The sequence below is a fragment of the Spongiactinospora rosea genome (assembly GCF_003315795.1).
Taxonomy (GTDB): domain Bacteria; phylum Actinomycetota; class Actinomycetes; order Streptosporangiales; family Streptosporangiaceae; genus Spongiactinospora; species Spongiactinospora rosea.
In genome coordinates, this window is record NZ_QMEY01000011.1 from 129,244 (window position 1) to 152,017 (window position 22,774).

Genomic DNA, 22,774 nt, shown 5'->3' on the forward strand with positions numbered 1-22,774 from the left:
GTCAGCCCTCCACCATCGTGGTCAGCTCGCGCAGACTGTAGGCGATGGCGTCGGACACCCGCTCGAAGGGCAGGTCGAGCGCCGCCGGAAGGGTGTGCGCCCAGAACGTGGTCAGTTGCTCGGCGCGGCTGCGGGCCCCGGAGGGCAGCTTCGGCATCATGATCTCCAGCAGCCCGAGCTGGTCCGCCGCCATGCCGGTGACCAGGGTGTACAGCGGGTCGGGGCGGGTGGGCGTGGCGGCCAGGCCGTTCGGGGTGGAGTTCATGATCCGCTCGCTGAGCAGCGCCCGGAACTCCTCGTCGCCGCCGATCACCCACTGCTCGTAGGCGCGCAGCATGCTCGCCCAGGACGACGCCTTGGCGTACCCGGTCAGCGGCAGCGTCATCGAACCGCCCTCCACGTTGATCCGGATGCGCGACGGCGACTCCGGCTCGCCCTCGGCCACATCGACCTGCCCGTTCCACAGCAGGGCCAGCAGCCGGTGCAGGATGCGGACCCGGTGGCGCTCGGTGGTGGCCAGGTAGCCGAAGTCGTAGCCGAGCCGCTGCCGCCACCTGAGGTTGTCCTGGGGCTGCTCGTCGCGCAGCGCGTCGGCCCAGCTGTGCAGCACCTCGCGCAGCTCGCGCACCTGGGTGACGCTCATCGAGGTGCGCACCTGCACGACGGTGACCGAGTCGGCGTCGATGTTGCGGAAGTCGGCCACGCCGGGGAGGTAGATGCGCTCCTTGAGGTAGCGCTCCAGCTCCGCGTCCTTGGCCCCGGCCGGGTAGGAGACCAGGACCTTCAGGTCGCCGGTGCCGTCGGGGGTGAAGCCGCCGGGCACCAGGTCGGCCAGCTTGAGCTGGAACTGCCGCACGTGCGGGTCGTCGGCCTCGCCCGCGGCGGCCCGGGCCAGCAGGTCGGCCAGCGGCGGCAGCAGCGGGCCCTCGCCCAGGGCCGCCGCCTCGTCCTGGTCCTTGAAGTACTTCTTGACCTCCAGCTTGAGCCGGTCGCGCACGAAGGAGAGGGCCTCGGCGGGCTTGCCCGCCCGCCGGGCCACCGTGCAGGCGTCCTGCCAGCCCTCGGGGCCGAGCAGCACCCTGACCACCGCGGCCTCCGTGTCGGTCGGGCGCAGGACCTGGCGCGCGACGAAGATGTCGATCAGCCGTCGCAGCACCGCGTCGTAGAACGCCTCCGCGCCCGCCGGGGGCAGCAGGTGGTAGACGCCCACCCGGGTCTCGTACAGCTCGGCCGCGCGCTGCGGGAAGCGGTCGGCGTCGGCCGCGGCGTGCTCGACGAAGACGTCGGCGAACTCCCGCACCTCGCGGATGAGCCGCTGGCGCTGCGTCTCCCAGCGCGCCACCTGGTCCGACCACGCCTTGTGCCACAGCACCCGGCTGCGCCAGCGGTACCACTCGTCCTGGTCGTTGATCGAGGCCCGTACGGCGGGGTCGGCCCACTGCACCTTGCGCAGCAGCTTGTCCCGCATGGGCCGGGGGTGCGGCGGGGCCTCGGTCATGTTCTCGTACGGCCTGACGGGCTGGGCCCTGCGCTGGTCGATCAGCCCGGCGAAGCCGATCCGCTCCGCCTCGTGGACGTCGTGGACGTCGCCGCCCCGGCCCATCACCACCCGGCGCAACCGGATCGGGTCCACCTCGCCCAGCGCTTCGAGCATGCCGCGCCGGACGTCCATCTGGTCGGCCATCTCCGGGACGGTCCGTGCCAGCCGCCGCTCCAGCGAGGCCAGGTTGTCCTCCATCGCGCGCAGCCGGTTGCCGAGCGCCTTCTGGATCTCCGTGACGCCGCTCGCCGGGCGCGGCTCGGGCGTGGGCAGCGGCTCGCGCGTGTAGAGGTCTTCCAGGTTGGTGGTGGTGAACAGCCGCCGGATCTGGTCGATGTTGCTCTCCGAGGGCATCGACTCGAGCTGCGTCACCGCGCGGGCCAGCAGGCGCGAGGCGACCAGGTCGGCCAGTTCCTCCACGGGGACGGTCATCGAGGAGACGTAGGAGGTGGACACGCCCCGGTTGCCGATGCCGGAGGCGGCCTGGACCTCGCGCTCGACCGCCCGGTTGATGAAGTCGTCGGCGAAGGAGGACTCGCCGCGGTCTTCTGTGCCGTCGCCGGGCAGCCTCGGCTGGGTGCCCGCGAGGGAGACCACCAGCGAGGCGATCGAGCGGTGCAGGTCCTCGCGTTCGACACCGGGCGGCAGGGTGAACAGGAACGCGGTCTGGACGGTGCCGGTGCGCAGCCGCGTGTCGCCGCGCACCGGGTAGCGGACGCCGAGTTCGCCCGCGATGCCCATCTCGTCGACGTGGGTGCCCGCGTGCGGCGCGTTCTGGTCGTCGACCAGGCGGAACAGGTCGAGCAGCGCCGCGCCGGCGTTCAGTCTGGCCCGCCTGCCGCCGCCCTTGCCCTCGGTGAAGGCCGACGGCATGACCACCAGCGGGTAGATCCGGGCCTGGAAGCCGCTGCGGGCGAAGGCGTCGCCGATGAGGTGCAGGTAGTCATAGAACAGGCCGGTGCCGGTGCCCCCCGCCACGGAGAATGCCACGAACACGTCGCACGCGCGGCGCAGCCGGCCGCCCAGCGCGGCCAGCTCGCTGGCGGAGTTGGCGATGGCCCCGATCGCGTCGTCGATGCCCTGCACCACGGGCTGCACGCCCTGCCGCATCCGCTCGAACAGCGCCGCCCGCGCGACCGTCGGCAACTGCCCGGCCCCGCGCATCAGCGGCGCGAGCTGCGGCTCGCCCTCGTGCGGCGGCAGCCACTCCTTGACGTAGTCGCCGAGCGTCGCCCGCAGGCTGCGCGCGACCTCCGGATAGGAGTCGAACCTCGGCACCACGTCGTGGATCAGATGGGCGGTACGGCCGGCCGCGGCGAAGTCCTTCTCCGAGGGCACCACCCTGCGGCGGGTGCGGCCCAGTTCGTCCTCGTTGAGATCGACGTAGGCGAACTGGAGGCAGGAGGGCAGCTCGTAGGGCTGGTAGTTCTGCCACCTCAGGTTCTTGATCAGATCCATGCCGTCCGGGCCGCACAGCTCGTCGCGCAGCCGGCGCTCCAGCTCGACTCCCACCCGGCAGCCGGTGCCGCCGAGCCCCACGAACATAATCGGATCGAAGATCCTCACAACAGATCATCTCCTGGCATCGGTCGTCGCCGGCTTGTGGTCTCGGTGGTGTGGTTCGTGCCGTACGCGGGGCGCTCCGCCGCCGCGCCGCCGCCCCTGGCGTCGTCCACGCCGAGCCGCAGCCCGCCCGGCAGCTCCACCGGGTGCCCGGGGCGCAGCGGCGGGTCCAGTGGCCGGCCGCCCGGGTCGGTCACCAGCACGGACTGGCCGCCCCCGCGGCGCACGGCGTAGCCGCGGCCGTCGTAGGTGCGGGTCAGATGGTCGCCGCTGATGACGAAGGTGAACTCCGGGCCCTCATCGACGGGGGCGCGGAGCTGGGAGCGCCTGACGCCGTCCGGGCCGTACAGGTGGAGGGTCAGCTCGCTGGGGTCGGCGGCGACGCGAGCGGCGCGGCGCCGGTACCAGAGCAGCGCGAGGATCGCGGCCACGACGGCGAGAAGGATCGCCGCGGCGATCAGCAGCCGCTGCCACAGCGGCATCGGCCGCCGGAGGGTGACCCGCAGGAAGTCCTCGGCGATGGGCCGCCCGGACGGATCCAGGACCTGTACCAGGCCGCCGATCGGCCCGTCCGCGGACGTGCCGGGGCGCCCGGCGTTGAGTGTGAACGTGTGCTTGGACTCCCCCGCGGGCACGGTCAGCCCGGCCTGGCCGATGGTGGCCTCCGGCGCGTCGAGCAGGCGCAGGGTGAGCCGGGCGGGCGCGCCCTTGTTGGTCACCTGGAGGCTGCCGGAGACCTCTCCCCCGGGCTCCACCGTCGCCTCCCCCAGGACCAGCTTGACGAGCAGCGTGTCCGCGGGGCCGGGGATGACCGCGCCGTACGGGCGCTCGTCGCTCTTCACGCCGGGGCCGGACACCCGGCCGAGGAAGGAGAGCCTGCCGGTGGCCGAGGCGGGGACGACGACCTCGCCGGAGTACTCGCCGTCCTGGGCCGTCCGGTCCGGCGGAGTGCCGCCGTCGGCCAGCTCGACCGGGGCCGGGCTGAAGCCGTCGCCGGACATCTCGGCGGAGAAGCGCAGCGGCTTGAGCGCCGCGGGGTCGGTGATCACGGCGGACCTGGTCTGGAGGCGGACCCGTACGGTGACCCGCTCGCCCGGGCGCGGGCTCGGGTTGCTCAGCCCGATCGAGGCGCGCAGCGCGCCGTGCCACACCACGGTCGTGCTGACCTCCTGGCGCCGGGCCCCGGCGGGCGAGGTGAGGCGTACGGTCCAGCGGCCGGGCACCGGGTTGCGGATCCGCAGCGACTCCACCGGGCCGGACTCCCCGGCCGCCTGGAAGATCGACTCGTCGCGTTCGCCCTGCTTGGGGACCGGCTCGCCATTCGGGTCCAGGTAGGCGACCTGGACCCGCTTGTCGCGCTTGACCACCACGATCGAGCCGTCGGTGGCCACGATCGGGATGTCCACGTGCAGGTCGGTCGTGCCGCCCCCGGGCAGCCAGCCGTTGTCCTGCTTGGAGATCTCCGCGCAGCGGGCATAGGCGAACGCCTCCAGCAGGGACCGTTCCACATCCGCGGAAGTGCGGACCACCCTGGCCTTCGGCCGCGCCGACTCCTGCTCGCCGCACGGCTGCCGCCACCCGCCGGTCGCGAAGCCGTCCAGCGCGGACTTGTCCGCCTGCCCGAACCCGAGCGGCCAGACCTGCACCCGTGCGGTCTGGGCCTCCTTGAGCGTGGCCTCGATCTCGCGCTGCGCGTTGCGGTCGCGCGCCTGCGGGTCCGGGCCGTGCCGCACGCTCTCCGCCACGTCGAGCCTGCCGTCGGTGAGCAAGAACGTGATCTTGGTCCGCTGCCGGTCGTCGGGCTGGTTCATGATCGCCATCGCCTGGTCGAGCGCGGCGGCGTGGTCGGTGTCGTTGCCCTCCTGCTCGGTACGGCGGTGCAGCTTGTCCACGCACCTGCCCAGGGACTCGCGGTCCTGCGCGGTCGCCACCTCCGCGAGCGGGCAGACGAGGTCCACGGGGGCCTGATCGGGCCCGTTGGAACTGCCGAACCCGACGACCGCGACCTGGGACAGCGGCGACAGCTCACTCAGCGCGATGAGCCGCGCGGCGGCGCGCTCCCGGAGTACGTCCTGGTCGGTGAGGCTGCCCGATTCGTCGACCAGGACGACGACCCGGACCGGCCTGACCTCGGAGTCCGGGTCTGCGGCGGCGGAACCCGGCAGAAGGGCGATGGGGAGCAGGGTCAGAACGAACATCACTAACAGCGCACAAAGGGCCCTAACATGCACTTTTCCTCGCAGGTGTAACGTTGCTATTCGCAAAACTCAGAAGTGGCCTTGAAGCTTTCCTCATCCGTGCGGCCGTCTCTTGAAACCCACCGGACATGCCCTTGGCGGGACGTCCCCCGTGTAAAGAGATCCTAGGGGCGGCAAACTCACTTTGAGCGCCGAAGTCCCTTACATCTACGCAACTATCCCAGTCAGCCCCCGGGACCCCGCCCGCGCAATTTGCGAATCGCAATCTCCGGCCATGTCCGGACACCTCACCAGCGATAACGCATCAGCGGCTTATCGCACGATGGCCCGGAAAATGATCAATGGAATGGCGGACTATTGATCATGCGCCGCTATTGAAGCGGCACCACTCGCCCGCCGCACATTTATCCGGATTTATGTACACTCCACCGGACAAATACCGCCCTTAAGACCCGCTCAGGCGCCGGTCGAAGTCGTCGAGCGTGCGGACCCCTTCGTCCAGCACCGCCACATAGATGTCGTAACCGCTGACGCGCGGCCCGCCACGAGCGGCCAGGCCGCGCTTGATCCGCAGGATCGCGACCCGCCTCTCATCGGTGAGGCGCGGCCTGATCGTGCCCAGGTGGACGGTACTGGGCTGGCGCTCCGGCTCGTCGACGAACCAGATGTCCAAGGTCCAGTCGTTCCCGTCCGGGCACCGGTACCGCACGCCGAGATAGAGGCCATCGGGATAGAGCGGATCGACGTTCCACACGCCCGTGTCGTCACGAACCTGCACCTGCCGTACCCGGGGATGCCTCACGAGATCGGCGCCGAGGCGCGCGACCCCGGCGAAGGTCCGGTCGTCCAGCGCCGCGCAGGCCACGTCGATGTCCAGGTCCCTGGCGACCATCACGCCGAGAGCCGCGCTGCCCACCCGCGTCGGCGTACCGATCTCCGCGAGGGCCGCCGCCAGCCCCAGATCCGCATAGACGGCATCCGCCGCCGCCTGGAGGGCCTTCTGCTCGCGCCACAGTCCGTCGATCACCGAGGCAGGCTACCGGCCCGGCGGTCACCCCTCCGGGCGGGGCCGTCAGCGCGGCCGAGCCGCGAGCCCGTCCAGCAGGACGCCGAGCTGCCGCTCGAACCTCTGGTCACCGTCGTCGCGGAGGTGCCCGGCGGCCTTGACCAGATCGGCGCCCTCCCCCAGCCACGCGTCGCGGCCGGCGAGCGAGTAGCGGGCCGGGTCGGCGCCGGCGGACTGACCGCGCTCCTGCTCCTCGATGACGAAGCCGACCACGAACGCGGTGACCAGGTCGATGGCGTCGTCCGCCGCGGCCAGCGAGAACCCGGCCGCGGTCAGGCGGCCCAGCCAGGGCTCCTTCGCCTTCACCACTTCGGGGTCGGAGAAGCGCGTGCCGCTGAAGATGCGCGCCCCATCGCGGTAGAGCAGGTACTCCGAGCGCAGGACGCGGGCGTAGGCGGCCATGTCGTCCCGCCAGCCGGCGCCGCCGGTGATCGCCGAGAGGGCACCGATCACGCGGCGCATGACGAACGTGCTCATCTCGTCGAGCAGTTCCTGCTTGTTGCGGACGTGCCAGTACAGCGCGGGGGCCCCCACGCCGAGCCGGGAGGCGAGCGCACGGACGGTGAGGGCGTCCATGCCCTTCTCGTTGAGCAGCTCAAGCGCCACCCTGACCAGCCGCTCCCGCGTGATGCCCTTCGCCACGGTTGACACCTTAACAAAGTTCAGGCACCGTGGGTGGCGGCAGAATTGAACTTAGTTCAGGAGCGTGTCATGCGTGCCGCAGTCATCACCACCCCGGATTCGCCGCCCGTCTGCGCGGACTTCCCCGACCCGGAACCGCGCCCGGGCCGGGCGTCACTGAGCCTCGTGGGCGCGGGCCTGCACCACGTCGTACGCGGACAGGCCTCCGGCCGCCACTACGGCGGCGGCCAGACCTACCCGCTCGTGCCCGGCATCGACGCCGTGGCCAGGACCGATGACGGACGGCTGGTCTACACGGGCCTCGCCCGGGCGCCGTGGGGAACGATGGCCGAACGGCTGGTCACCCCCTTCGAGGTGGACCTGCCCGCCGGGGCCGATCCGCTCGCGGTCGCCGCCGGCATGAATCCCGCCATGGCGGGCTGGATGCCACTGATCGGCCACCGCGGGGAGGCGGGCGCGCTCGGCACCGTGCTGGTGCTCGGGGCGACCGGCATGTCGGGCGGCCTGGCCGTGCGCACGGCACTGGCCCTCGGCGCGCACCAGGTCATCGCGGCCGGACGCGATCACCAGGCCCTGGAGCGCCTGCGCGACCTCGGCGTCCTCACCGTCCCGCTCACGGCGCCCGACGCCGGGTCCGCCCTCGCCGCCGCCGTCGCCGGGGCGCAGCCCACCCTCGTACTCGACTTCGTGTGGGGTCCCGTCGCCGAGGCCGCCTTCGCCGCACTGGGCATGACCGGCATGGACGGCGGCGCGGCGATCGACTACGTGCAGATCGGTTCGCTCGCCGGAAGCGAGGCCGCGCTGCCCGCGGCGCTGCTGCGCGCCCGGCGGATCCAGATCAGGGGCAGCGGCTTGGGCTCGGTCTCGAAGGCCGAGTTGATCGCCGAGTTCCCCGAGATCATCGCCCGGTTCGCCGACGGCACCCTCGACGTGCCGTACACCCGCTACCCCCTCAGCCGCGTCGGCGAGGCCTGGTCGCACCAGGGCCGCACCCGCGCCGTGATCGTCCCGGACTGAGCCCAAGGAGAAGGAGAACACCCTCATGCGGAAACGCGCATTGGTCGTCGGGCTCGGCATCGCCGGCATGTCCGCGGCGATCGGGTTACGGCAGGCCGGCTGGCGGCCGGTCATCGTCGAACGGGCCCCGGAACGCCGGAAGGGCGGCTACTTCGTCGGCCTCATGCCGGAGGGCAGGCAGGCCGCCGCCGACCTCGGCATCACCGCCCACCTGCACACCCGCAACCCGCCCGGCGGCGGAAAGGCATGGTCGCTGACCCGTCGCGGCGACCGCGAACCGGGCCTGGGCTTCCTGCACCAGCCGGGCGACCCCGCGGCGGTGGTCCGCGGCGACATCGAAGCCGCGCTCTGGCAGGGCACCCGCGGAGACGGCACGAACGGGCCCATCGACGTACGGTTCGCGACGACACCAGTCGAGATCGACGACACCCGCACCGACGTGCGAGTGGTGCTCGAAGACGCCGCCACCGGCACCCGCTACCGCGAGGACTTCGACCTGGTCGTCGGCGCCGACGGGCTCCGATCGGAGGTCCGCCGCATGGCCTTCGGCCCGCACGAGGACCACATGACCAGGTGGGACGCGATGATCTGCGCCTTCCAACTCCGGGAACAGGTCCCGTCCTTCGCCCGGCCGGACAGCATCATCAGCGCCCGCGCAGGCCGCGCGGTATGGGTCTTCGGCTTCGCCGACCGCCCCCCGACCGCCCTGTTGACCTACCGCACCAAGGACATCGAAGGACAGTTCACCGGATCCCGGATCGAACGGCTCCGCGCCGTCTTCTCCGAGATGAACGACCCCGTGGTCCGCCACACCCTGGACTCCCTGGAACAGACCCCCGATTTCCTGTTCGACTCGGTGCACCAGGTGAAGATGCCCCGCTGGAGCAGAGGAAAGGTCGTCCTCGTCGGCGACGCGGCCTGGTGCCTGAACCTCTACTCGGGCATGGGAGCCACCTCCGCCCTCCGAGGAGGCGCCGCCCTCGGCCGGGCACTGCAGGACGCCCCTGATGACCTCGGCGCCGCACTCACCGCCTGGGAGTCACGGCTGCGCCCCTTCATCCGAAGGCACCAGCGCATCGCCCGGCTGAAGCAACAGATTTTCGTCCCGTCGAGCCGCCCCGCCGAAGCCCTCCGCTCGGTGGTCCTGCGCCTCGCCTGCGCAGCGCGCAAGCGCAGATCGGCGAAGCCGCTGAAGAGGGCGCGCCCTGAGGGATTCGAACCCCCGACCGTCGGATTAGAAGTCCGATGCTCTATCCGGCTGAGCTAAGGGCGCTTGGGATTTAGCCGCTGACCGGAGGTTCCGGTGACCACCTGAGACGGTAGCATATCCGCACACCGGGCGTACAGCATCGGATTTTGCGGAGGCGGACCGTGGCCAAGGCAGGCGGATGGGCGGCGCAGGCGCCGCTGCTGCTCGACGTGGCCGCTTCGTGGGAGCTTCGGTTGCGGGCTGATGGCAAGGCGGACGGCACCGTGCGGAGCTATGTCGACTCGGTACGCGTCCTTTCCCATTATCTCGCCGAACATGACATGCCGGTGGACGTCGAAGGGGTGCAGGCCCGGCACGTCGGGGCGTTCCTGGCGGCGAGTGCTGCGGCGACCAGCGCGGGGAACGCGCACAAGCACTTCCGTAACCTTCGGGTGTTCTTCGCGTGGCTGGTGGCGGACGGCGAGCGGGTGGCCGCGTCGCCGATGGCGGGCGTGGAGCGGCCGGTGGTGGCGCGGGGGCGGACCCGCACGCGGGCGCTGGACGATGCCGAGCTGACCGCGCTGCTGGCGGTGTGCTCGGGCGACACCTTCGAGTGCCGCCGCGACACGGCGATCGTGCGGATCCTGATCGACAACGGGATGCGGCTGTCCTGGCTGGCCGGGCTGCGGTACAGCAGGGACGACGCCGAGGCCAACGACGTGTGGCCGGCCGAGCACCGGCTGCGGGTCCCGCTCAAGGACGACGACGTGCTGCTCGCGCCGATCGGGCACAAGGCCGCCGCGGCGGTGGACCGCTACGTGCGGGCCAGGGCGCGGCACCCGCACGCCGGGTCGCCGTGGCTGTGGCTGCCGATCCGCGCGGGCACGGCGGCCGGCGAGCACCGGCTCACCTCCACCGGCATCCAGCAGATGCTGGAGCGCCGGGGGCGGGAGGCGGGCGTACGCGGGCGGCTGCACCCGCACCGGTTCAGGGAGACGATGGCCGACGACTACCTGCGGGCCGGAGGCGATCCGCTCAACCTGATGCGCATCGTCGGCTGGAAGTCGGTGGAGATGGCCAGGCAGCGGGCCCGTACGGCGGAGCGGTCCGCCGGGGAGCGGGCCCGGGCCGAGCACGCCCGCCTGTCCCCCGGCGACCGCCGCGACTGAATCCGCCACCGCCATGTCCCTAAGAGATAGATAGGGCAATCGCCCCTTGACGGCCGCTCGCGGCGGCCCTCACGCTCGGTAGTGAGACGATGACCCCCCGATCGGAGGCGATGGCATGATTCCTGGCTGCGGAAGCTGCAACTGCCACGACGAGACGCTGTCGGCGTTGTCGAGCGCGTCGGGGCCGCTGGCCCATGTCGGTGACGACTGAACGACGATGCGATGCCGCCCCGGACTCCATCCGGCAAGGGAGGAGCGCGGGGCGGCATGCGGGAGTCAGCCGTGCAGCCGGATGGGCAGACCGGCCAGCCGCCAGGAGCCGGGCAGGTAGTGCCGCTGCAGTTCGCCCGGGTCGCAGGCCAGCGCGAAGCGGGGGTAGCGGCGCAGCAGCCCGGCGAACGCCACCTCGCCCTCCTGCCTGGCCAGGGCCGCGCCCAGGCAGTAGTGCAGGCCGGAGCCGAAGCCGACGTGGGTCTCCCGGTGGCCCTCCGACTCACGGGTGATGTCGAACCGGTCGGGGTCGGCGAACCTGCGCGGGTCGTAGTTGGCCCCGACCAGGATGGCCATCACCGGCTGCCCACGAGCGATCTTCACTCCGCCGAGTTCGACGTCCTCGGCGGCGTACCGGAAGCGGGTGCCCTGCACCGGGCCGCACCAGCGCATCAGCTCGTGAACGGCGGACGGCATCAGCCCCGGCTCGGCGCGGAGCCGTTCGAGCTGGTCCGGGTGGGTCAGCAGCGCCGCGGTGCCGTTGCCGATCAGGTGGGCGGTGGTCTCGTGCCCGGCCAGGACCAGCGTGAGCACCATGGTGATCAGCTCCTGGTCGCTGAGCCGGTCGCCGTCCTCGTCGTGCACCCGGATCAGGCCGCTGAGCAGGTCGTCGGTGGGCTCGGCGCGCCGCCGCACGATCAGGTCCTCGATGGAGCCGACCATGCCGACCAGCGGCTCGTTCATCGCGTTCGGCGACAGTGAGACCAGCGACCGGCCCCAGTCGCGCCAGGCCGGGCGGTCCTCCTCGGGGATGCCCACCAGCTCGCAGATCACCGCGATCGGCAGCGGGTAGGCGAAGTCCTCGATGAGGTCCACGGCCCCGTCGGGGCCGGCCTTGCCGGGCAGCTCGTCGAGCAGCGCGTCCGTGATCTGCTCGACTCTCGGCCGCAGTTCCAGGACCCGGCGCGCGGTGAAGGCGCGCGAGACCAGGCGGCGCAGCCGGATGTGGTCCGCGCCGTCGACGTCGAGGATGCTCTCCAGCACGTACTTCGCGTACTCCGGCGGAATCCCCCGCATCTTGATGAGCTGTTCGCGGACGTTGGCGACGTCGCCGCCGGGGACGTTCGCCGGGTTGTTCACGAACCGCTGGTCGCTCAGCACCGTCTTGACATCGTCGTACCGGGTCACCAGCAGGACCGGGTCGACCTTGCCGGGGAAGACGGCGCGGGCGACCGGCGCCTCCTCACGGATGCGCGCGTAGCCGTGGAAGGGATCGTGGAGCAGGTCGGGATCCATCAGGTCGATGGGTTCCGTGATACCGGAAGTGCTCATTTCTGCCCTCCGCTGGGTCAGATGGACTGCCGCCTGCGAATCTCCTTGTCGAGCAGGCCGAGCAGGCGGTCGAACAGTTCGGCGGCCAATGTGGCCACCGCCCGCGTCGCCTCGGGGGCGCGGGAGGTCTCGATCGAGGAGCGGATGACGTCGGCGAGCGCGTCCGCGCAGGCGGCGACGTCGGGCCTGGCCTCGGCGGGCATCATCGACTCCGTCGTGAGGTAGCCGACGAAGATCGAGACCAGGCTGTACCGCACCACCTCCGGGGGCTGGTCCGTGCGCACGAGGCCGTGCTCGCGCAGCAACGTGAGGTACGCCTCCATGACGCGCAGCCGTTCGGCGATCAGTTCGCCGACCAGCTCGGCGCTGCTGCGGGCCAGCACGCCCAGGGTCTCCGGGTCGCCGAGCAGCGCGGCGCGCACCACCGGCTCCTCGTGGGCCCATCGGTAGATGTGCGGGATCAGCTCGCCGGGCATGACCGTGACCGGCTCCCGGCGCAGCAGGTCCACCAGGTTGGCCATCAGCCTGCGCTGCGCGCGCATCAGCACCGAGAGGAACAGCCCCTCCTTGGTGGAGAAGTGCAGGTAGATGGTGCCTTTGCCGACGCCCGCCCGGCGGGCGACGTCGTCGACCGTCACGCGCCCGTAGCCCCAGGCGACCAGTAGCTCGCCCGCGGCGTCGAGGATGCGCTCGGCCCGCCGTTCCCGCTCTGACGTCGAAGCCTCCGACGACGAAGCCTCTGACGGAGAACGCGACGACGAACGCGATGACGTCGAGGGCTCCGACGGCTCAGGTGCCACGATCGAGATCCTTTCCGACTGTATGACCAGATGAGTCTTTCTGGTCATAGGGTCACACCGTCATGGTAACCCTTCGGCCCGCCGCCGCGAGAGTCCGGGCAAGAAAAAGTGCCCGGCCCTTGGAAAGGGCCGGGCACTCGGCGGATGCCGGTCAGGTCACCGCACCGCGCGCAGCGCGTCCACGATGCCCGCGCCGTAGAAGCCGTTGCGGCCCTTGCCGCCCTCGCACACGTGCGTGTGGGTCGCCGTGCTGCCGTCCGGCAGGTGCCGGGTGTAGGTGTAGGCGGGCGGGTTCGGGCAGGCGGCCTTGGTGGCCGTCGCCTTCAGAAGGCGCTCCACCACGGCGGGGCTGAGCGTCTTGCCGCCGTGCCTGCGGTCCCGCTTGCCGTACTTGCTCACGATCAGCGCCGCCACGCCCGCCGCCCGCGGCGAGGCCATCGACGTGCCCTGCGCGTAGGAGTAGTAGGCGCAGGTGCCGCCCCGGCAGTCGCGCACGATGCTCGGCACGTTGGGCGTGCCGTCGGGATTGAGCTGGCCGCGCTCCTCGGCCAGCGCCTTGGGATAGGCGGCCAACGTGGCCAGGGACACGTCCCGCGTGCCGCCCGGCGTGTCGTACACGTCACCGCCCGGGGCGGCGATGCTCACATAGCCGTTGCCGTAGTCGGAGTAGTACGCCTTGCGCCCGCTGATCCCGGTCGCGGACACGGCCAGCACCCGCTCGTCCTCGCTCGGCAGGGACAGGCAGCTCGCCGGGATCGTCCGCTCGCGGGGCACCTCGCCGGGCTCGCTGGCGAAGTCGGGGCTGGAGGCGTCCACCAGGGTCTTGGTGTAGTCGCTGGCCTCGTTGCCCGCGGCCGAGACGAGCGTGACGCCCCGGTCGTGCGCGTACTTGAGCGACCGCTGCACGGCCGTGATGATGGTGCGCTGCTCGGCGCGGTCGGCCGGGGAGTCCGCGGGGTTGTCGGTGCAGTTGAACAGCCACGGGTCCACGTAGTAGCTCATGTTGACCACGTCGATGCCGTGGTCGCCCGCGTACGTCAGCGCGTCCACCGTCGGCTGCAGGAAGAAGTAGCCGGAGTCCTGGCCGGCCCGCAGGTTGACCAGCGTGACCTTGGGCGCCACGCCGGAGATGCCGAGGCGGTTGATCGGGGCGGCGATGGAGGAGGCGACGTGCGTGCCGTGGTCGTTGTCGTCCACGTCGGCCGCGTCCTCGCAGGAGCGGTCCGGCTCGGCCTCGCACGGCCCGTCCACCTCGGCGCCGTTCGCGTCCACCGGGATGTCGGTGGTGAAGTTACGGCTGAGCGCCCGGTCGAAGTTGGGCGCGATGTCGGGGTGCGAGCCGTCCACGCCGGTGTCCAGGACGCCGACCAGTACGCCGCGGTCGCCCTTCTCGTACTTGTAGGACCCCTCCGGGGTGGCGTGAATCTGCTTCAGATCCCACTGCAGGTGCGACAGCGGCTCGCCGCGGCGGGAGGGCCCGCCGTGGCCGGTCACCGCGGGCGCGCCGTCACCCGCCTTCTCCACCGCCCTGCGTTCGATGGCCTTGCGCACGGCGGCGCTGGGCACCGCGCGGGAGGGGGCCGAGCCGATCGACCGGTTGTGGGCGACGCCCTCGATCGCGCCTCCGGCCTGTACGGCCTGCCGGAAGCCGGCGTTCGTGGTGGTCACCGTGGCCAGCCCGATCGCGGTGTTCTCCGCGACCAGCGTGCCACCGGCCGCCTGGATGGCCTGGTGGGCCGTCCTGGCCTCGGCGCCGTCCTTGTAAAGGACCACGTACTCCGACTCCTGCGCCTGCTGCTGGGCGGCCTGAGCCGGGACCAGCGCAGCGGCCAGGGCGAGAGCGGCGGTCGCGCCGACCAGAATGCTGCGTCTCACACATACCTCCGTGTGTCACGGGACATGTGAGTAAATGTGAAGTCAAAGGGCATTCAGTGCCAGCCGTACAGGAATTCGCGACCAACGTGTGATATATCCAGGTCGCCGGAATTTCTCCGCAGCTCGGCGGGGGTTTATGGCCTTCCGGATATCACCCGGCGGCGAGCCAGGCGTCGATCTCCTTGTCCAGCCGCCGCTTGGTGGCCGCGTCCGCGAACGACGCCGCCACCGAGGTCCGGGCCAGCTCGGCCAGCACGTCGTCACCGTAGCCGAACGCGTCGCGCACCCTGGCGTACTCCTCCGCCAGGGTGACGCCGATGATGACCGGAATGTCAGTGTTGACGGTCACCGGCAGCCCGGCGTCCCGCAGTCGCGGCAGCGGATGGGCGTCCCACGACGAGACCAGGCCCAGCGCGATGTTGGACGACGGGCACACCTCCAGCGCGATGCCCCGCTCGCGTACCTCGGCCACCAGGCCGGGGTCGTCGAGCACCCGGATGCCGTGCCCGAGCCGGTCGGTCCGCCCGGCCCCGATCGCCTCCCGGACGCTGTCCGCCCCGTTCATCTCCCCGGCGTGGTGGCTGATCCACAGGCCCGCGTCCTTGGCCGCGGCGAAGACGTCCGCGAACGGCGCTAGCGGGTAGGACTCGTCCCCCGCCATGCCGATGCCGGCGACCCAGTCCGAGGCGTGGGCGACGGCCAGTTCGAGGGTGCGCCAGGCGCGTTCCAACGAACGCCGCCGCGAGTGGTCCAGGATCACCCGGCACTCCACGCCGTGCTCCGCACGCCCCTCGGCCAGCCCTTCCAGGACCGCGAGCAGCGGCATGCGCAGGTCCCCGAGGCGTTCGCCGTGCGAGGCGGCGGTGAAGGTGACCTCGGCGTACCGGGTGCCGGAGGCCGCCTCGTCCGCGCAGAACTCGCGGGCGATCCTGCGGAAGTCGGCGGGCGTGCGCAGGCACTCGCGGACCAGCGCGTTGCGGTCGGCGAACGGCCGGAACCCGTCGAACACCGGCGGCTCCTCACCGCGCTCCGGCACGGGCATGCCGTTGGCGGCGGCCATCTGCGCGAGGGTGTCCCACCTGACCGTGCTCTCCAGGTGAACGTGCAGATGGGCCTTGGGGAGGGCGGCGAGGTCGCGCATGCCCGGCAGCCTACCCAAACCACCCATATCGCCCAGTCGGCACTCTCTCAAACCGCAATACTCTGACAGTCGCGTGAAAATTCACGACCGAGTTATTTCGCCTTGCCGCGCGCGGGGCCGGTGGAGGATCGGACGACCAGCTCGGGCTCGAACAGCAGCTCGTCGGTGGACACCGCCGCCTTGCCGATCTGGGCGACGAGCAGGTCCACGGCGGCCCTGCCGAGCGCGTCGATGGGCTGGCGGACCGTGGTGAGCGGCGGGTCGGTGCAGTTCATCAGCGCGGAGTCGTCGTAGCCGATGACCGACACGTCGCCGGGCACGGTGAGACCGGCCCGCCGTACCGCGCGGATCGCGCCCAGCGCGAGCACGTCGCTCGCGCACACGATGCCGGTCACACCCGCCTTGACCAGCCTGGACGCGGCGGCGTGCCCGCCCTCCAGGGTGAACATCGCGCGCTCGGTCATCACCTCGTGCCCGGCCTTGCGCACGGCGGCGGTGAAGGCCGCCTCCTTGCGCCGGGAGGGGATGTGGTCGGGCGGGCCGAGCAGCAGGCCGAGCCTGCGGTGCCCGAGCGAGTCGAGGTGGCCGAACGCCATCGCCGCCGCCACCCCGTCGTCGCACGACACCTGCGGGAACCCCAGGTGCTCCACGGCGGCGTTGACCAGCACGGTGGGCAGGCGGCGTTCGAGCAGCCGCTCGTAGTGCGCGTGCGAGGCGTCGGCCTGGGCGTACAGGCCGCCGGCGAAGACCACGCCGGAGACCTGCTGCTGGAGCAGCAGGTCGATGTGGTCGGCCTCGGAGAACCCGCCGACCGTGCGCGTGCAGAGCACCGAGGTGAAGCCCTGCTGGGCGAGGGCCCCGCCGACCACCTCGGCGAACGCGGGGAAGATCGGATTTTGCAGCTCCGGCAGCACCAGCCCGACCAGCCGGGCCCGCTCGCCGCGCAACTGCGTGGGCCGCTCGTACCCGAGGACGTCGAGCGCGGTCAGCACGGCCACACGCGTCGCCGCGGACACCCCCGGCTTGCCGTTGAGAACGCGGCTCACCGTGGCCTCGCTGACGCCGACCTTCTTCGCGACTTCCGCAAGCCGTCGTGTCACAGCGCGATCATAACGGCCGCCAACGCAAGCCGCTTGCGTGAATCAACATCATTTGCGTTGTGCTTGCGTCCAGATGCGGACATCTGCCGGTGACGCGGCCACGGTCGCGGCTTTCGGCCCGCCACAGAGCGGAGCAAAGCCCGGGAAGACATTTTCCGGCCGTGCCCCTCCTTTCAGCCAACATGGCGCTTTGTCTCGGTCTCGCCGCGTTGCGGCGCGGTGTGGCGAGATGACCGCACAGCCCGCCGCTGTGCATCTTTGCCAGCAGATACACACTCACTGCGAGGGGGCAGGGCATGATCAGACGAAGCGAACTGATCGAGGACGGGGCCGGAAGGGCCATGGTTGACGTGACCTTCACGGTCCCTGCGCACGTCACCGAGGGGCCGGTCTCCGTGGTGGGCGACTTCAACGACTGGGACGCGTACGCGCACCCGATGGCCGAGCAGGCCGACGGCGCTCACGTGGCGGTCATCAGGTTCCCGGCCGGGATCACCGTGTGCTTCAGGTACCTGGCGCACGGCGGCCACTGGTTCGACGACCCCGACCTCAACGGACGCGACCACCGGGGCGGGCTGATCCACATCCCGCGGTGGGACGACGCCCTCGGCCTGGACTCCGAACTCGATCCCGTGCTGGACGCCGAACTCGACGCGGAACTCGACGCCGAGCTTGACGCGGACCTCTCCGCCGAGCTGGGGCGGCCCGGCTCCGAGCACCCGCAGGCCAAGGGCGAGCGCAAGCCCAGAAGCCGGCTCAAGTAGGCCCGGCCCCGCCGCCCGTCCCGCGTCACACCCGGCCCCCGCGCGGGACGGCGGCTCAGCCCGCCGTAGCCAGCGCGGGACGCTCGGGGTTGTCCATCTTCACCACGACGTCCGCCACGTCCGCCGGTCGCACCTCGTGCTCGTACCTCGCGTAGGCGGGCAGTGTCCAGCGTTCGCCGGGGGCGAGCGTCCGCTCCAGCGCCCCCGGCGACAGCCACAGGTGGACCGACAGGTCCAGCGGCAGGCCCCTGCCCAGCAGTACCGCCCCGTCCAGCAGCAGCACCCCGCCCACCGGCACCGTCTCGTGCGGCACCCGCACCGCCCGGTCTGCCGCCGCGTCGCGCAGCGCCGTCAGCACCCGCCCCGACGCCCCTGGGGCGAGCGGCGCCAGCACCTCGCGGGTCAGCGTCCCGGTGTCCAGCCACTCGTCCAGGAAGGCGTCCGGGTCGGTCCGGCCGTGTTCCAGCCGCAGCGACGCCTGGCGCAGGAAGGCCCCCGCCGACACCCGGACCACGCTCCTGCCGCGCACCCGCAGCGGATCGACCAGGGCGTCGCCCAGCGCGCCCGGCCCGGCCGGGGGCGCGCCGTCCAGCGCGACGCGCGCCCACGAGCCCGGCCGGACCGCGGCGATCCGTTCGGCCAGCTCCGCCACGAGCGCGTCAGGGGTGATCGGTCGCATGCGCACCCCACCATCCTGGCCTCCGCCCGAGCGCCGGGCGCGCCCAGGGCGGCTCAGGGCAGCTCGGAGAAGCGCTCCACGTCCTCGGTGCGGCCGGACACCACGATGATGTCGCCGAACGACAGCACCGTGCCCGCCGTGGCGTAGGTGAACTCCTCGCCGCGCCGCTTGACCGCCACCACCGTGACGCCGTGCTTGCGGCGCAGCCCCGACTCGCCCAGCGGCACCCCCACGTAGTCGCCCGGCGGCCGGGTCTTGATCAGCGCGAAGTTCTCGTCCACCGCCAGGTAGTCCAGCATCCGCCCGGAGACCAGGTGCGCGACCCGCTCCCCCATGTCGTGCTCGGGCAGCACGACGTGGTGGACCCCGATGCGGTCCAGGATGCGGCCGTGCTGCCGGTTGACCGCCTTGGCCCAGATGTCGTCGATCTCCATCTCCACCAGCAGCGACGCGGTGAGGATGCTGGCCTCGATGTCGCCGCCGATGCCGACCACCGCCCGGTAGAAGTCGGGCACGCCGAGCTGGCGCAGCGCCTCGGGGTCGGTGGAGTCGGCCACGGCGAGCTGGGTGATCTGGCCGGACAGGCTCTGCACGATCTTCTGGCGGCTGTCCACGGCCAGTACCTCGGTGCCGCGCCTGGTCAGTTCAAGGGCGAGCGAGCTGCCGAACCGGCCCAGCCCGATCACCACGACCGGGTCGTTCCTCGTGTCAGCCAACGATGATCCGCTCCTCGGGTAGCTCATAACGGCGGGTGCGCTCCCGCAGGGCGAGGGCGGAACCCAGGGTCAGGGGGCCGACCCTGCCGATGAACATCAGCAGAACCAGCAGGATGTGCCCGGCCGGGGTGGCGTCGGCCGTGATGCCGGCGGACAGCCCGTTCGTGGCGAAGGCCGAGATCACCTCGAACAGCACCTCGTCCAGCGAGTGCGGGGTGAGCACCAGCAGGATGTACGTGGAGACCGCCACCAGCGAGACGCCCATCAGGGTGATCGCCACGGCCTGCCGCTGCAGCGACTCCGGCAGCCGCCGGTGGCCGACGTTGACGCGGCTCTCGCCGCGCAGTTCGGCCCACACCACCAGGGCGAGCACGCCGAGCGTGGTGACCTTGATGCCGCCCGCGGTGCCGCCGCTGCCGCCGCCGATGAACATCAGCACGTCGGTGGCCAGCCAGCTCGACGGGTTCATCTGGGAGATGTCCACCGTGTTGAACCCGCCCGAGCGCGGCATCACGGCGGCGAAGAACGCGGCCAGCAGCTTGTCGGCGTCGTCCAGCGGGCCGAACGTACGCGGGTTGCGCCACTCGGTCACCAGGAAGATCAGCGTGCCGATCAGCAGCAGCCCGGTCGTCACCACGACCGTGATCTTGGTGAGCACGGTCCATCGGGAGGGCCGCCGCCACGAGCGGTACAGCTCGAACATCACCGGGAACCCCAGCCCACCGGCCACCACGGCGGCGGCGATGGTGAGCGTGATCCACGGATCGGCCACGAACCGCATCAGGTTGTCCGGCCACAGCGCGAACCCGGCGTTGTTGAACGCCGAGATCGCGTGGAACCAGCCGAGGTACAGGGCCCGGCCGAACGGCTGGCCGTACCCGACCGCGAACCGCGTGGTGAGCACGGCCGCGATCACGACCTCGCACATCAGACTGAACAGCACGACCCTGCGCACCAGGACGCGCAGGTCCGCCATGCTCGGCGTCTTGGTCTCCACCTGCGCCGACAGCCGGGCGCGCAGGCCGAGCCTGCCGGACACCAGCACGGTGAACAACGTCGCGAGCGTCATGATCCCGAGCCCGCCCACCTGGATCAGCCCGGCGATCACCACCTCGCCGAACGTCGACCAGTGCGTCTCGGTGTCCACCGCGACCAGCCCGGTCACGCACACCGCCGAGGTCGCGGTGAACAACGCCGTCAGCAGCCCGGCGGGGGCGCCGGACGTGGTGGCCGCCGGACTGGCGAGCAGCGCCGTGCCGATCAGGATCACCAGGCCGAATCCGGTCACCACCACCTGCGCGGGGCGCTGGAACCGGTCGAGGAGAGCGGTACCCCACGTCCGCTTCACCGCTCTGGGCATCTGCCTTCCCGTTTCACGTCTTCCTCACATCAAGTAACGGAGCCACAGGTACGGTGTGCTGAGGGCGATCATCACGAACGTCACGACGATCCCGTAACGGGTGAACTCCCAGAAACTGATCGGCACCCGGTTGCGGGCCGCGATGCCGAGGATCACCACGTTGGCCGCCGCCCCGACCGCCGTGGCGTTGCCGCCGAGGTCCGCGCCCAGGGCGAGCGCCCACCACAGCACCTGGCCGTCCGGGCCCGCGGCCTGGACCAGGTCGGCCACGATCGGGCTCATGGTCGCGACGTACGGGATGTTGTCCACGAAGGCCGACAGCCCCGCCGACGCCCACAGCAGCACCATCGCGGCCGGGCCCAGGTGCCCCTGGGTCGCGTCCGCCGCGGCCCGCGAGACCAGGTCGATCACCCCGGTGTGGACCAGCGCGCCCACCATCACGAACAGCCCCGCGAAGAACACCAGCGTGGGCCACTCCACCTCGCCCAGGGCCTGCTCGGTGGTCACCTTCGTGGCCGCCACCAGGATCCCCGCCCCCAGGATCGCCACCACCGAGGGCTCGTAGTGCAGCACCGGGTGCAGCACGAACGCCAGCAGCACCACGGCCAGCACCGCCAGGCTCTGCCACAGCAGCCGCCGGTCGGCGATCGCCTCGCGCTCGTTCAGCGCCATGATCTGCGCGGCCCGCTCCGGGTCGTACCGGAACGCCCTCCGGAACAGCACCCGGCACAGCCCGACGAACACCACCAGCAGCAGGACGATCAGCGGCGCCAGGTGGACGATGAAGTCGTTGAAGCTCAGCCCGCCCCGGCTGGCGATGATGATGTTCGGCGGGTCGCCGACCAGCGTGGCCGTCCCGCCGATGTTGGAGGCCATCGCCTCGGCGATCAGGTAGGGCGTGGCGGGCAGCGCCAGCCGCTCGCACACCAGGAACGTCACCGGGGCGACCAGCAGCACCGTGGTGACGTTGTCCAGCATCCCCGAGGCCACCGCGGTGATGACCACCAGCAGGGCCATCAGCCGGAACGGCCGGCCCCTGGCCCGCTTGGCCGCCCAGATCGCCAGATACTCGAACACGCCGGTCTGCTTCAGCACGCCGACGATCACCATCATGCCCAGCAGCAGGAAGATGACGTTCCAGTCGATCGCGGTGCGCTCGTCGAAGAAGGCCGCGTGCGCGTCGGTGGCGTGGACGAGGAGCATGATCCCCGCCCCGCCCAGGGCGGCGGCGACCCGGTGGATCTTCTCCGTCGCGATGAACGCGTAGGCCCCCAGGAACACCGCGACCGCCAGCCAGGCGATGAAGGTCATGAGTCGAGTTCACTCGGTCGCACCGTGTCACCTTCGTCTTCGGTCGGAGTCGTGACGGGATAACGCCGACCAGACTTCCCGGCACACCGTAGGCAACCTATCAAGACACGTAAAGAGGTCGTCCCCCACCCGGCCATGACCGATTCCTACAAGCCATCTGACGTGCGGATATGGACGATGGAACGATGACGATCGACATCACCGCCGCAAACCGTTTCATGATCGCCCACGCCCGCCTGCTGGACCGCCGCCGGTTCGGCCTGATCACCGGCGACTGCGGCCCGGACGCCGCGGTCGCCGCCCTGGCCGCGTACGGCGACACGGATGGCGACACGGACGGCGACACGGGGGGAGGGTACGGCTGGGCCCTCGAACCCGACCTCCGCGCCCCGGAGAGCCAGCCGGTGTGCGCGCTGCACGCCTTCGAGGTGTTCGCGGACATCGCCCCCGCGACCAGCCCGCGCGCCGCCGCGCTGTGCGACTGGCTCGCGTCGGTGACCCTGCCCGACGGCGGCCTGCCGTTCGCGCTGCCGATCGCGGGCGACACCACCGGGACCGCGCCGTTCTGGCTCGACGCCGACCCCCGGCGCTCATCGCTGCACATGACCGCCATGCTGGCGGGCATCGCGCACCGCGTCGGCGCGCACGACCCCGCCGTGGCCCGCCACCCCTGGCTCGCCCGGGCCACCGGGCACGCCATGGACGCCATCGCCGCGCTGGAGGGCCCGGGTCACGCGATCGAGTTCCGGTTCGTCCTGCAACTGCTCGACGTCCTGTACGGCGCGCACCCCGAAGCGCCCGCCCAGTTGCGGCGCCTGGCGGCGTTCCTCCCCGAATCGGGCCGCATGCCGGTCGCGGGCGGCGCGCCCGGCGAAAGTCTCGGCCCGCTGGACTTCGCGCCGCTGCCCGGCACCCCGCTGCGCGCGCTCCTGCCCGCCGACCACGTGGCGGCCGAACTGGAACGCCTGGCCGCCGGCCAGCTCCCGGACGGCGGCTGGACGGTGGACTGGGAGTCCCGCACGCCCGCGGGCGCGCTGGAGTGGCGCGGCTGGGCCACCGTACGCGCGCTCACCATCCTGCGCGCCAACTCCCTGCTGTGAAC

The 22,774-nt window shown here is 71.6% G+C and carries 17 protein-coding genes, 1 tRNA gene and 1 pseudogene; 5 read left to right on the forward strand and 14 right to left on the reverse strand.

Features of this window, described 5'->3' with window-relative positions; all coding sequences use genetic code 11:
- Position 1: 1 nt before the first annotated feature.
- The 4 genes from DP939_RS24390 to DP939_RS24405 all read right to left on the reverse strand — a co-directional run bounded on the left by DP939_RS24390 (position 2) and on the right by DP939_RS24405 (position 7,009).
- A complete protein-coding gene (locus DP939_RS24390; protein WP_113983081.1) occupies positions 2-3,106 on the reverse strand; it encodes a tubulin-like doman-containing protein in 3,105 nt (1,034 codons plus the stop codon).
- Positions 3,103-5,301: a vWA domain-containing protein gene (locus DP939_RS24395; RefSeq protein ID WP_147268113.1), complete on the reverse strand. Its 2,199-nt coding sequence runs from the start codon at positions 5,299-5,301 to the stop codon at positions 3,103-3,105. The genes DP939_RS24390 and DP939_RS24395 overlap by 4 nt, the downstream gene beginning before the upstream one ends.
- A 445-nt stretch (positions 5,302-5,746) precedes the next feature.
- Positions 5,747-6,328, reverse strand: coding sequence for a hypothetical protein (locus tag DP939_RS24400; RefSeq protein ID WP_199565385.1), 582 nt, complete (start codon positions 6,326-6,328; stop codon positions 5,747-5,749).
- A gap of 45 nt (positions 6,329-6,373) precedes the next feature.
- Positions 6,374-7,009, reverse strand: coding sequence for a TetR/AcrR family transcriptional regulator C-terminal domain-containing protein (locus DP939_RS24405; protein WP_113983083.1), 636 nt, complete (start codon positions 7,007-7,009; stop codon positions 6,374-6,376).
- Positions 7,010-7,078: 69 nt separating this feature from the next.
- Here DP939_RS24405 and DP939_RS24410 point away from each other — a divergent pair, with 69 nt between their 5' ends.
- Together DP939_RS24410 and DP939_RS24415 are read left to right on the forward strand one after the other, a co-directional pair.
- Positions 7,079-8,026: a quinone oxidoreductase family protein gene (locus DP939_RS24410; RefSeq protein ID WP_225878470.1), complete on the forward strand. Its 948-nt coding sequence runs from the start codon at positions 7,079-7,081 to the stop codon at positions 8,024-8,026.
- A gap of 67 nt (positions 8,027-8,093) precedes the next feature.
- A pseudogene (locus tag DP939_RS24415) lies at positions 8,094-8,960 on the forward strand (FAD-dependent monooxygenase); the annotation flags it as partial.
- A gap of 265 nt (positions 8,961-9,225) precedes the next feature.
- Here DP939_RS24415 and DP939_RS24420 read toward each other — a convergent pair.
- Positions 9,226-9,299: transfer RNA gene (locus DP939_RS24420), tRNA-Arg, on the reverse strand.
- Between the two features lie 83 nt (positions 9,300-9,382).
- Here DP939_RS24420 and DP939_RS24425 point away from each other — a divergent pair.
- Entirely contained in the window at positions 9,383-10,384 is a 1,002-nt protein-coding gene (locus DP939_RS24425; protein ID WP_113983084.1) for a tyrosine-type recombinase/integrase, read from the forward strand.
- 276 nt (positions 10,385-10,660) lie between these two features.
- On the opposite strand, the gene DP939_RS24430 is transcribed toward DP939_RS24425, so the two are convergent.
- From DP939_RS24430 to DP939_RS24450, 5 genes are all read right to left on the reverse strand, one after another.
- Positions 10,661-11,926: a cytochrome P450 family protein gene (locus tag DP939_RS24430; RefSeq protein ID WP_113983085.1), complete on the reverse strand. Its 1,266-nt coding sequence runs from the start codon at positions 11,924-11,926 to the stop codon at positions 10,661-10,663.
- 17 nt (positions 11,927-11,943) lie between these two features.
- Positions 11,944-12,726 carry a TetR/AcrR family transcriptional regulator gene (locus DP939_RS24435; protein ID WP_225878471.1) on the reverse strand — a complete coding sequence of 261 codons (783 nt, stop codon included), beginning with the start codon at positions 12,724-12,726 and terminating at the stop codon, positions 11,944-11,946.
- A 156-nt stretch (positions 12,727-12,882) separates the two neighbouring features.
- On the reverse strand, positions 12,883-14,601 hold the full coding sequence (locus tag DP939_RS24440) for a S8 family peptidase (protein WP_113983087.1): 1,719 nt from the start codon (positions 14,599-14,601) through the stop codon (positions 12,883-12,885).
- Between the two features lie 151 nt (positions 14,602-14,752).
- Positions 14,753-15,742 (reverse strand): adenosine deaminase, encoded by a 990-nt coding sequence (gene add, locus DP939_RS24445; protein WP_113983088.1) that lies wholly within the window; start codon positions 15,740-15,742, stop codon positions 14,753-14,755.
- Between the two features lie 92 nt (positions 15,743-15,834).
- Positions 15,835-16,842 carry a LacI family DNA-binding transcriptional regulator gene (locus DP939_RS24450; protein ID WP_113983089.1) on the reverse strand — a complete coding sequence of 336 codons (1,008 nt, stop codon included), beginning with the start codon at positions 16,840-16,842 and terminating at the stop codon, positions 15,835-15,837.
- A gap of 296 nt (positions 16,843-17,138) precedes the next feature.
- On the opposite strand from DP939_RS24450, the gene DP939_RS47095 reads away from it, so the two are divergent.
- Positions 17,139-17,606, forward strand: a complete 468-nt coding sequence (locus tag DP939_RS47095) for an isoamylase early set domain-containing protein (RefSeq protein WP_199565386.1) — start codon at positions 17,139-17,141, stop codon at positions 17,604-17,606.
- A gap of 55 nt (positions 17,607-17,661) precedes the next feature.
- On the opposite strand, the gene DP939_RS24460 is transcribed toward DP939_RS47095, so the two are convergent.
- Genes DP939_RS24460 through DP939_RS24475 form a run of 4 tightly spaced genes read right to left on the reverse strand, consistent with a single transcriptional unit; the run spans position 17,662 to position 21,672 of the window.
- A complete protein-coding gene (locus DP939_RS24460; RefSeq protein ID WP_113983090.1) occupies positions 17,662-18,285 on the reverse strand; it encodes a nucleoside/nucleotide kinase family protein in 624 nt (207 codons plus the stop codon).
- Positions 18,286-18,338: 53 nt separating this feature from the next.
- On the reverse strand, positions 18,339-19,028 hold the full coding sequence (locus DP939_RS24465; RefSeq protein WP_113983091.1) for a potassium channel family protein: 690 nt from the start codon (positions 19,026-19,028) through the stop codon (positions 18,339-18,341).
- Positions 18,994-20,361 (reverse strand): TrkH family potassium uptake protein, encoded by a 1,368-nt coding sequence (locus DP939_RS24470; protein ID WP_113983092.1) that lies wholly within the window; start codon positions 20,359-20,361, stop codon positions 18,994-18,996. Before DP939_RS24470 ends, DP939_RS24465 begins: the two co-directional genes overlap by 35 nt.
- A 24-nt stretch (positions 20,362-20,385) precedes the next feature.
- On the reverse strand, positions 20,386-21,672 hold the full coding sequence (locus DP939_RS24475) for an ArsB/NhaD family transporter (RefSeq protein WP_113983093.1): 1,287 nt from the start codon (positions 21,670-21,672) through the stop codon (positions 20,386-20,388).
- A gap of 185 nt (positions 21,673-21,857) precedes the next feature.
- Between DP939_RS24475 and DP939_RS24480 the strand changes: the two genes are divergently transcribed.
- A complete protein-coding gene (locus tag DP939_RS24480; protein WP_113983094.1) occupies positions 21,858-22,772 on the forward strand; it encodes a hypothetical protein in 915 nt (304 codons plus the stop codon).
- Positions 22,773-22,774 lie beyond the last annotated feature (2 nt).

Excerpts from the sequence above, each read along its gene's own strand:
- DP939_RS24395 (WP_147268113.1), bottom strand. The coding sequence starts at position 5,301 with ATGTTCGTTCTGACCCTGCTCCCCATCGCCCTTCTGCCGGGTTCCGCC.
- DP939_RS24410 (WP_225878470.1), top strand. The coding sequence starts at position 7,079 with ATGCGTGCCGCAGTCATCACCACCCCGGATTCGCCGCCCGTCTGCGCG.
- DP939_RS24430 (WP_113983085.1), bottom strand. The coding sequence starts at position 11,926 with ATGAGCACTTCCGGTATCACGGAACCCATCGACCTGATGGATCCCGAC.
- add (WP_113983088.1), bottom strand. The coding sequence starts at position 15,742 with ATGCGCGACCTCGCCGCCCTCCCCAAGGCCCATCTGCACGTTCACCTG.
- DP939_RS47095 (WP_199565386.1), top strand. The coding sequence starts at position 17,139 with ATGATCAGACGAAGCGAACTGATCGAGGACGGGGCCGGAAGGGCCATG.
- DP939_RS24460 (WP_113983090.1), bottom strand. The coding sequence starts at position 18,285 with ATGCGACCGATCACCCCTGACGCGCTCGTGGCGGAGCTGGCCGAACGG.
- DP939_RS24465 (WP_113983091.1), bottom strand. The coding sequence starts at position 19,028 with ATGAGCTACCCGAGGAGCGGATCATCGTTGGCTGACACGAGGAACGAC.
- DP939_RS24470 (WP_113983092.1), bottom strand. The coding sequence starts at position 20,361 with ATGCCCAGAGCGGTGAAGCGGACGTGGGGTACCGCTCTCCTCGACCGG.
- DP939_RS24475 (WP_113983093.1), bottom strand. The coding sequence starts at position 21,672 with ATGACCTTCATCGCCTGGCTGGCGGTCGCGGTGTTCCTGGGGGCCTAC.
- DP939_RS24480 (WP_113983094.1), top strand. The coding sequence starts at position 21,858 with ATGACGATCGACATCACCGCCGCAAACCGTTTCATGATCGCCCACGCC.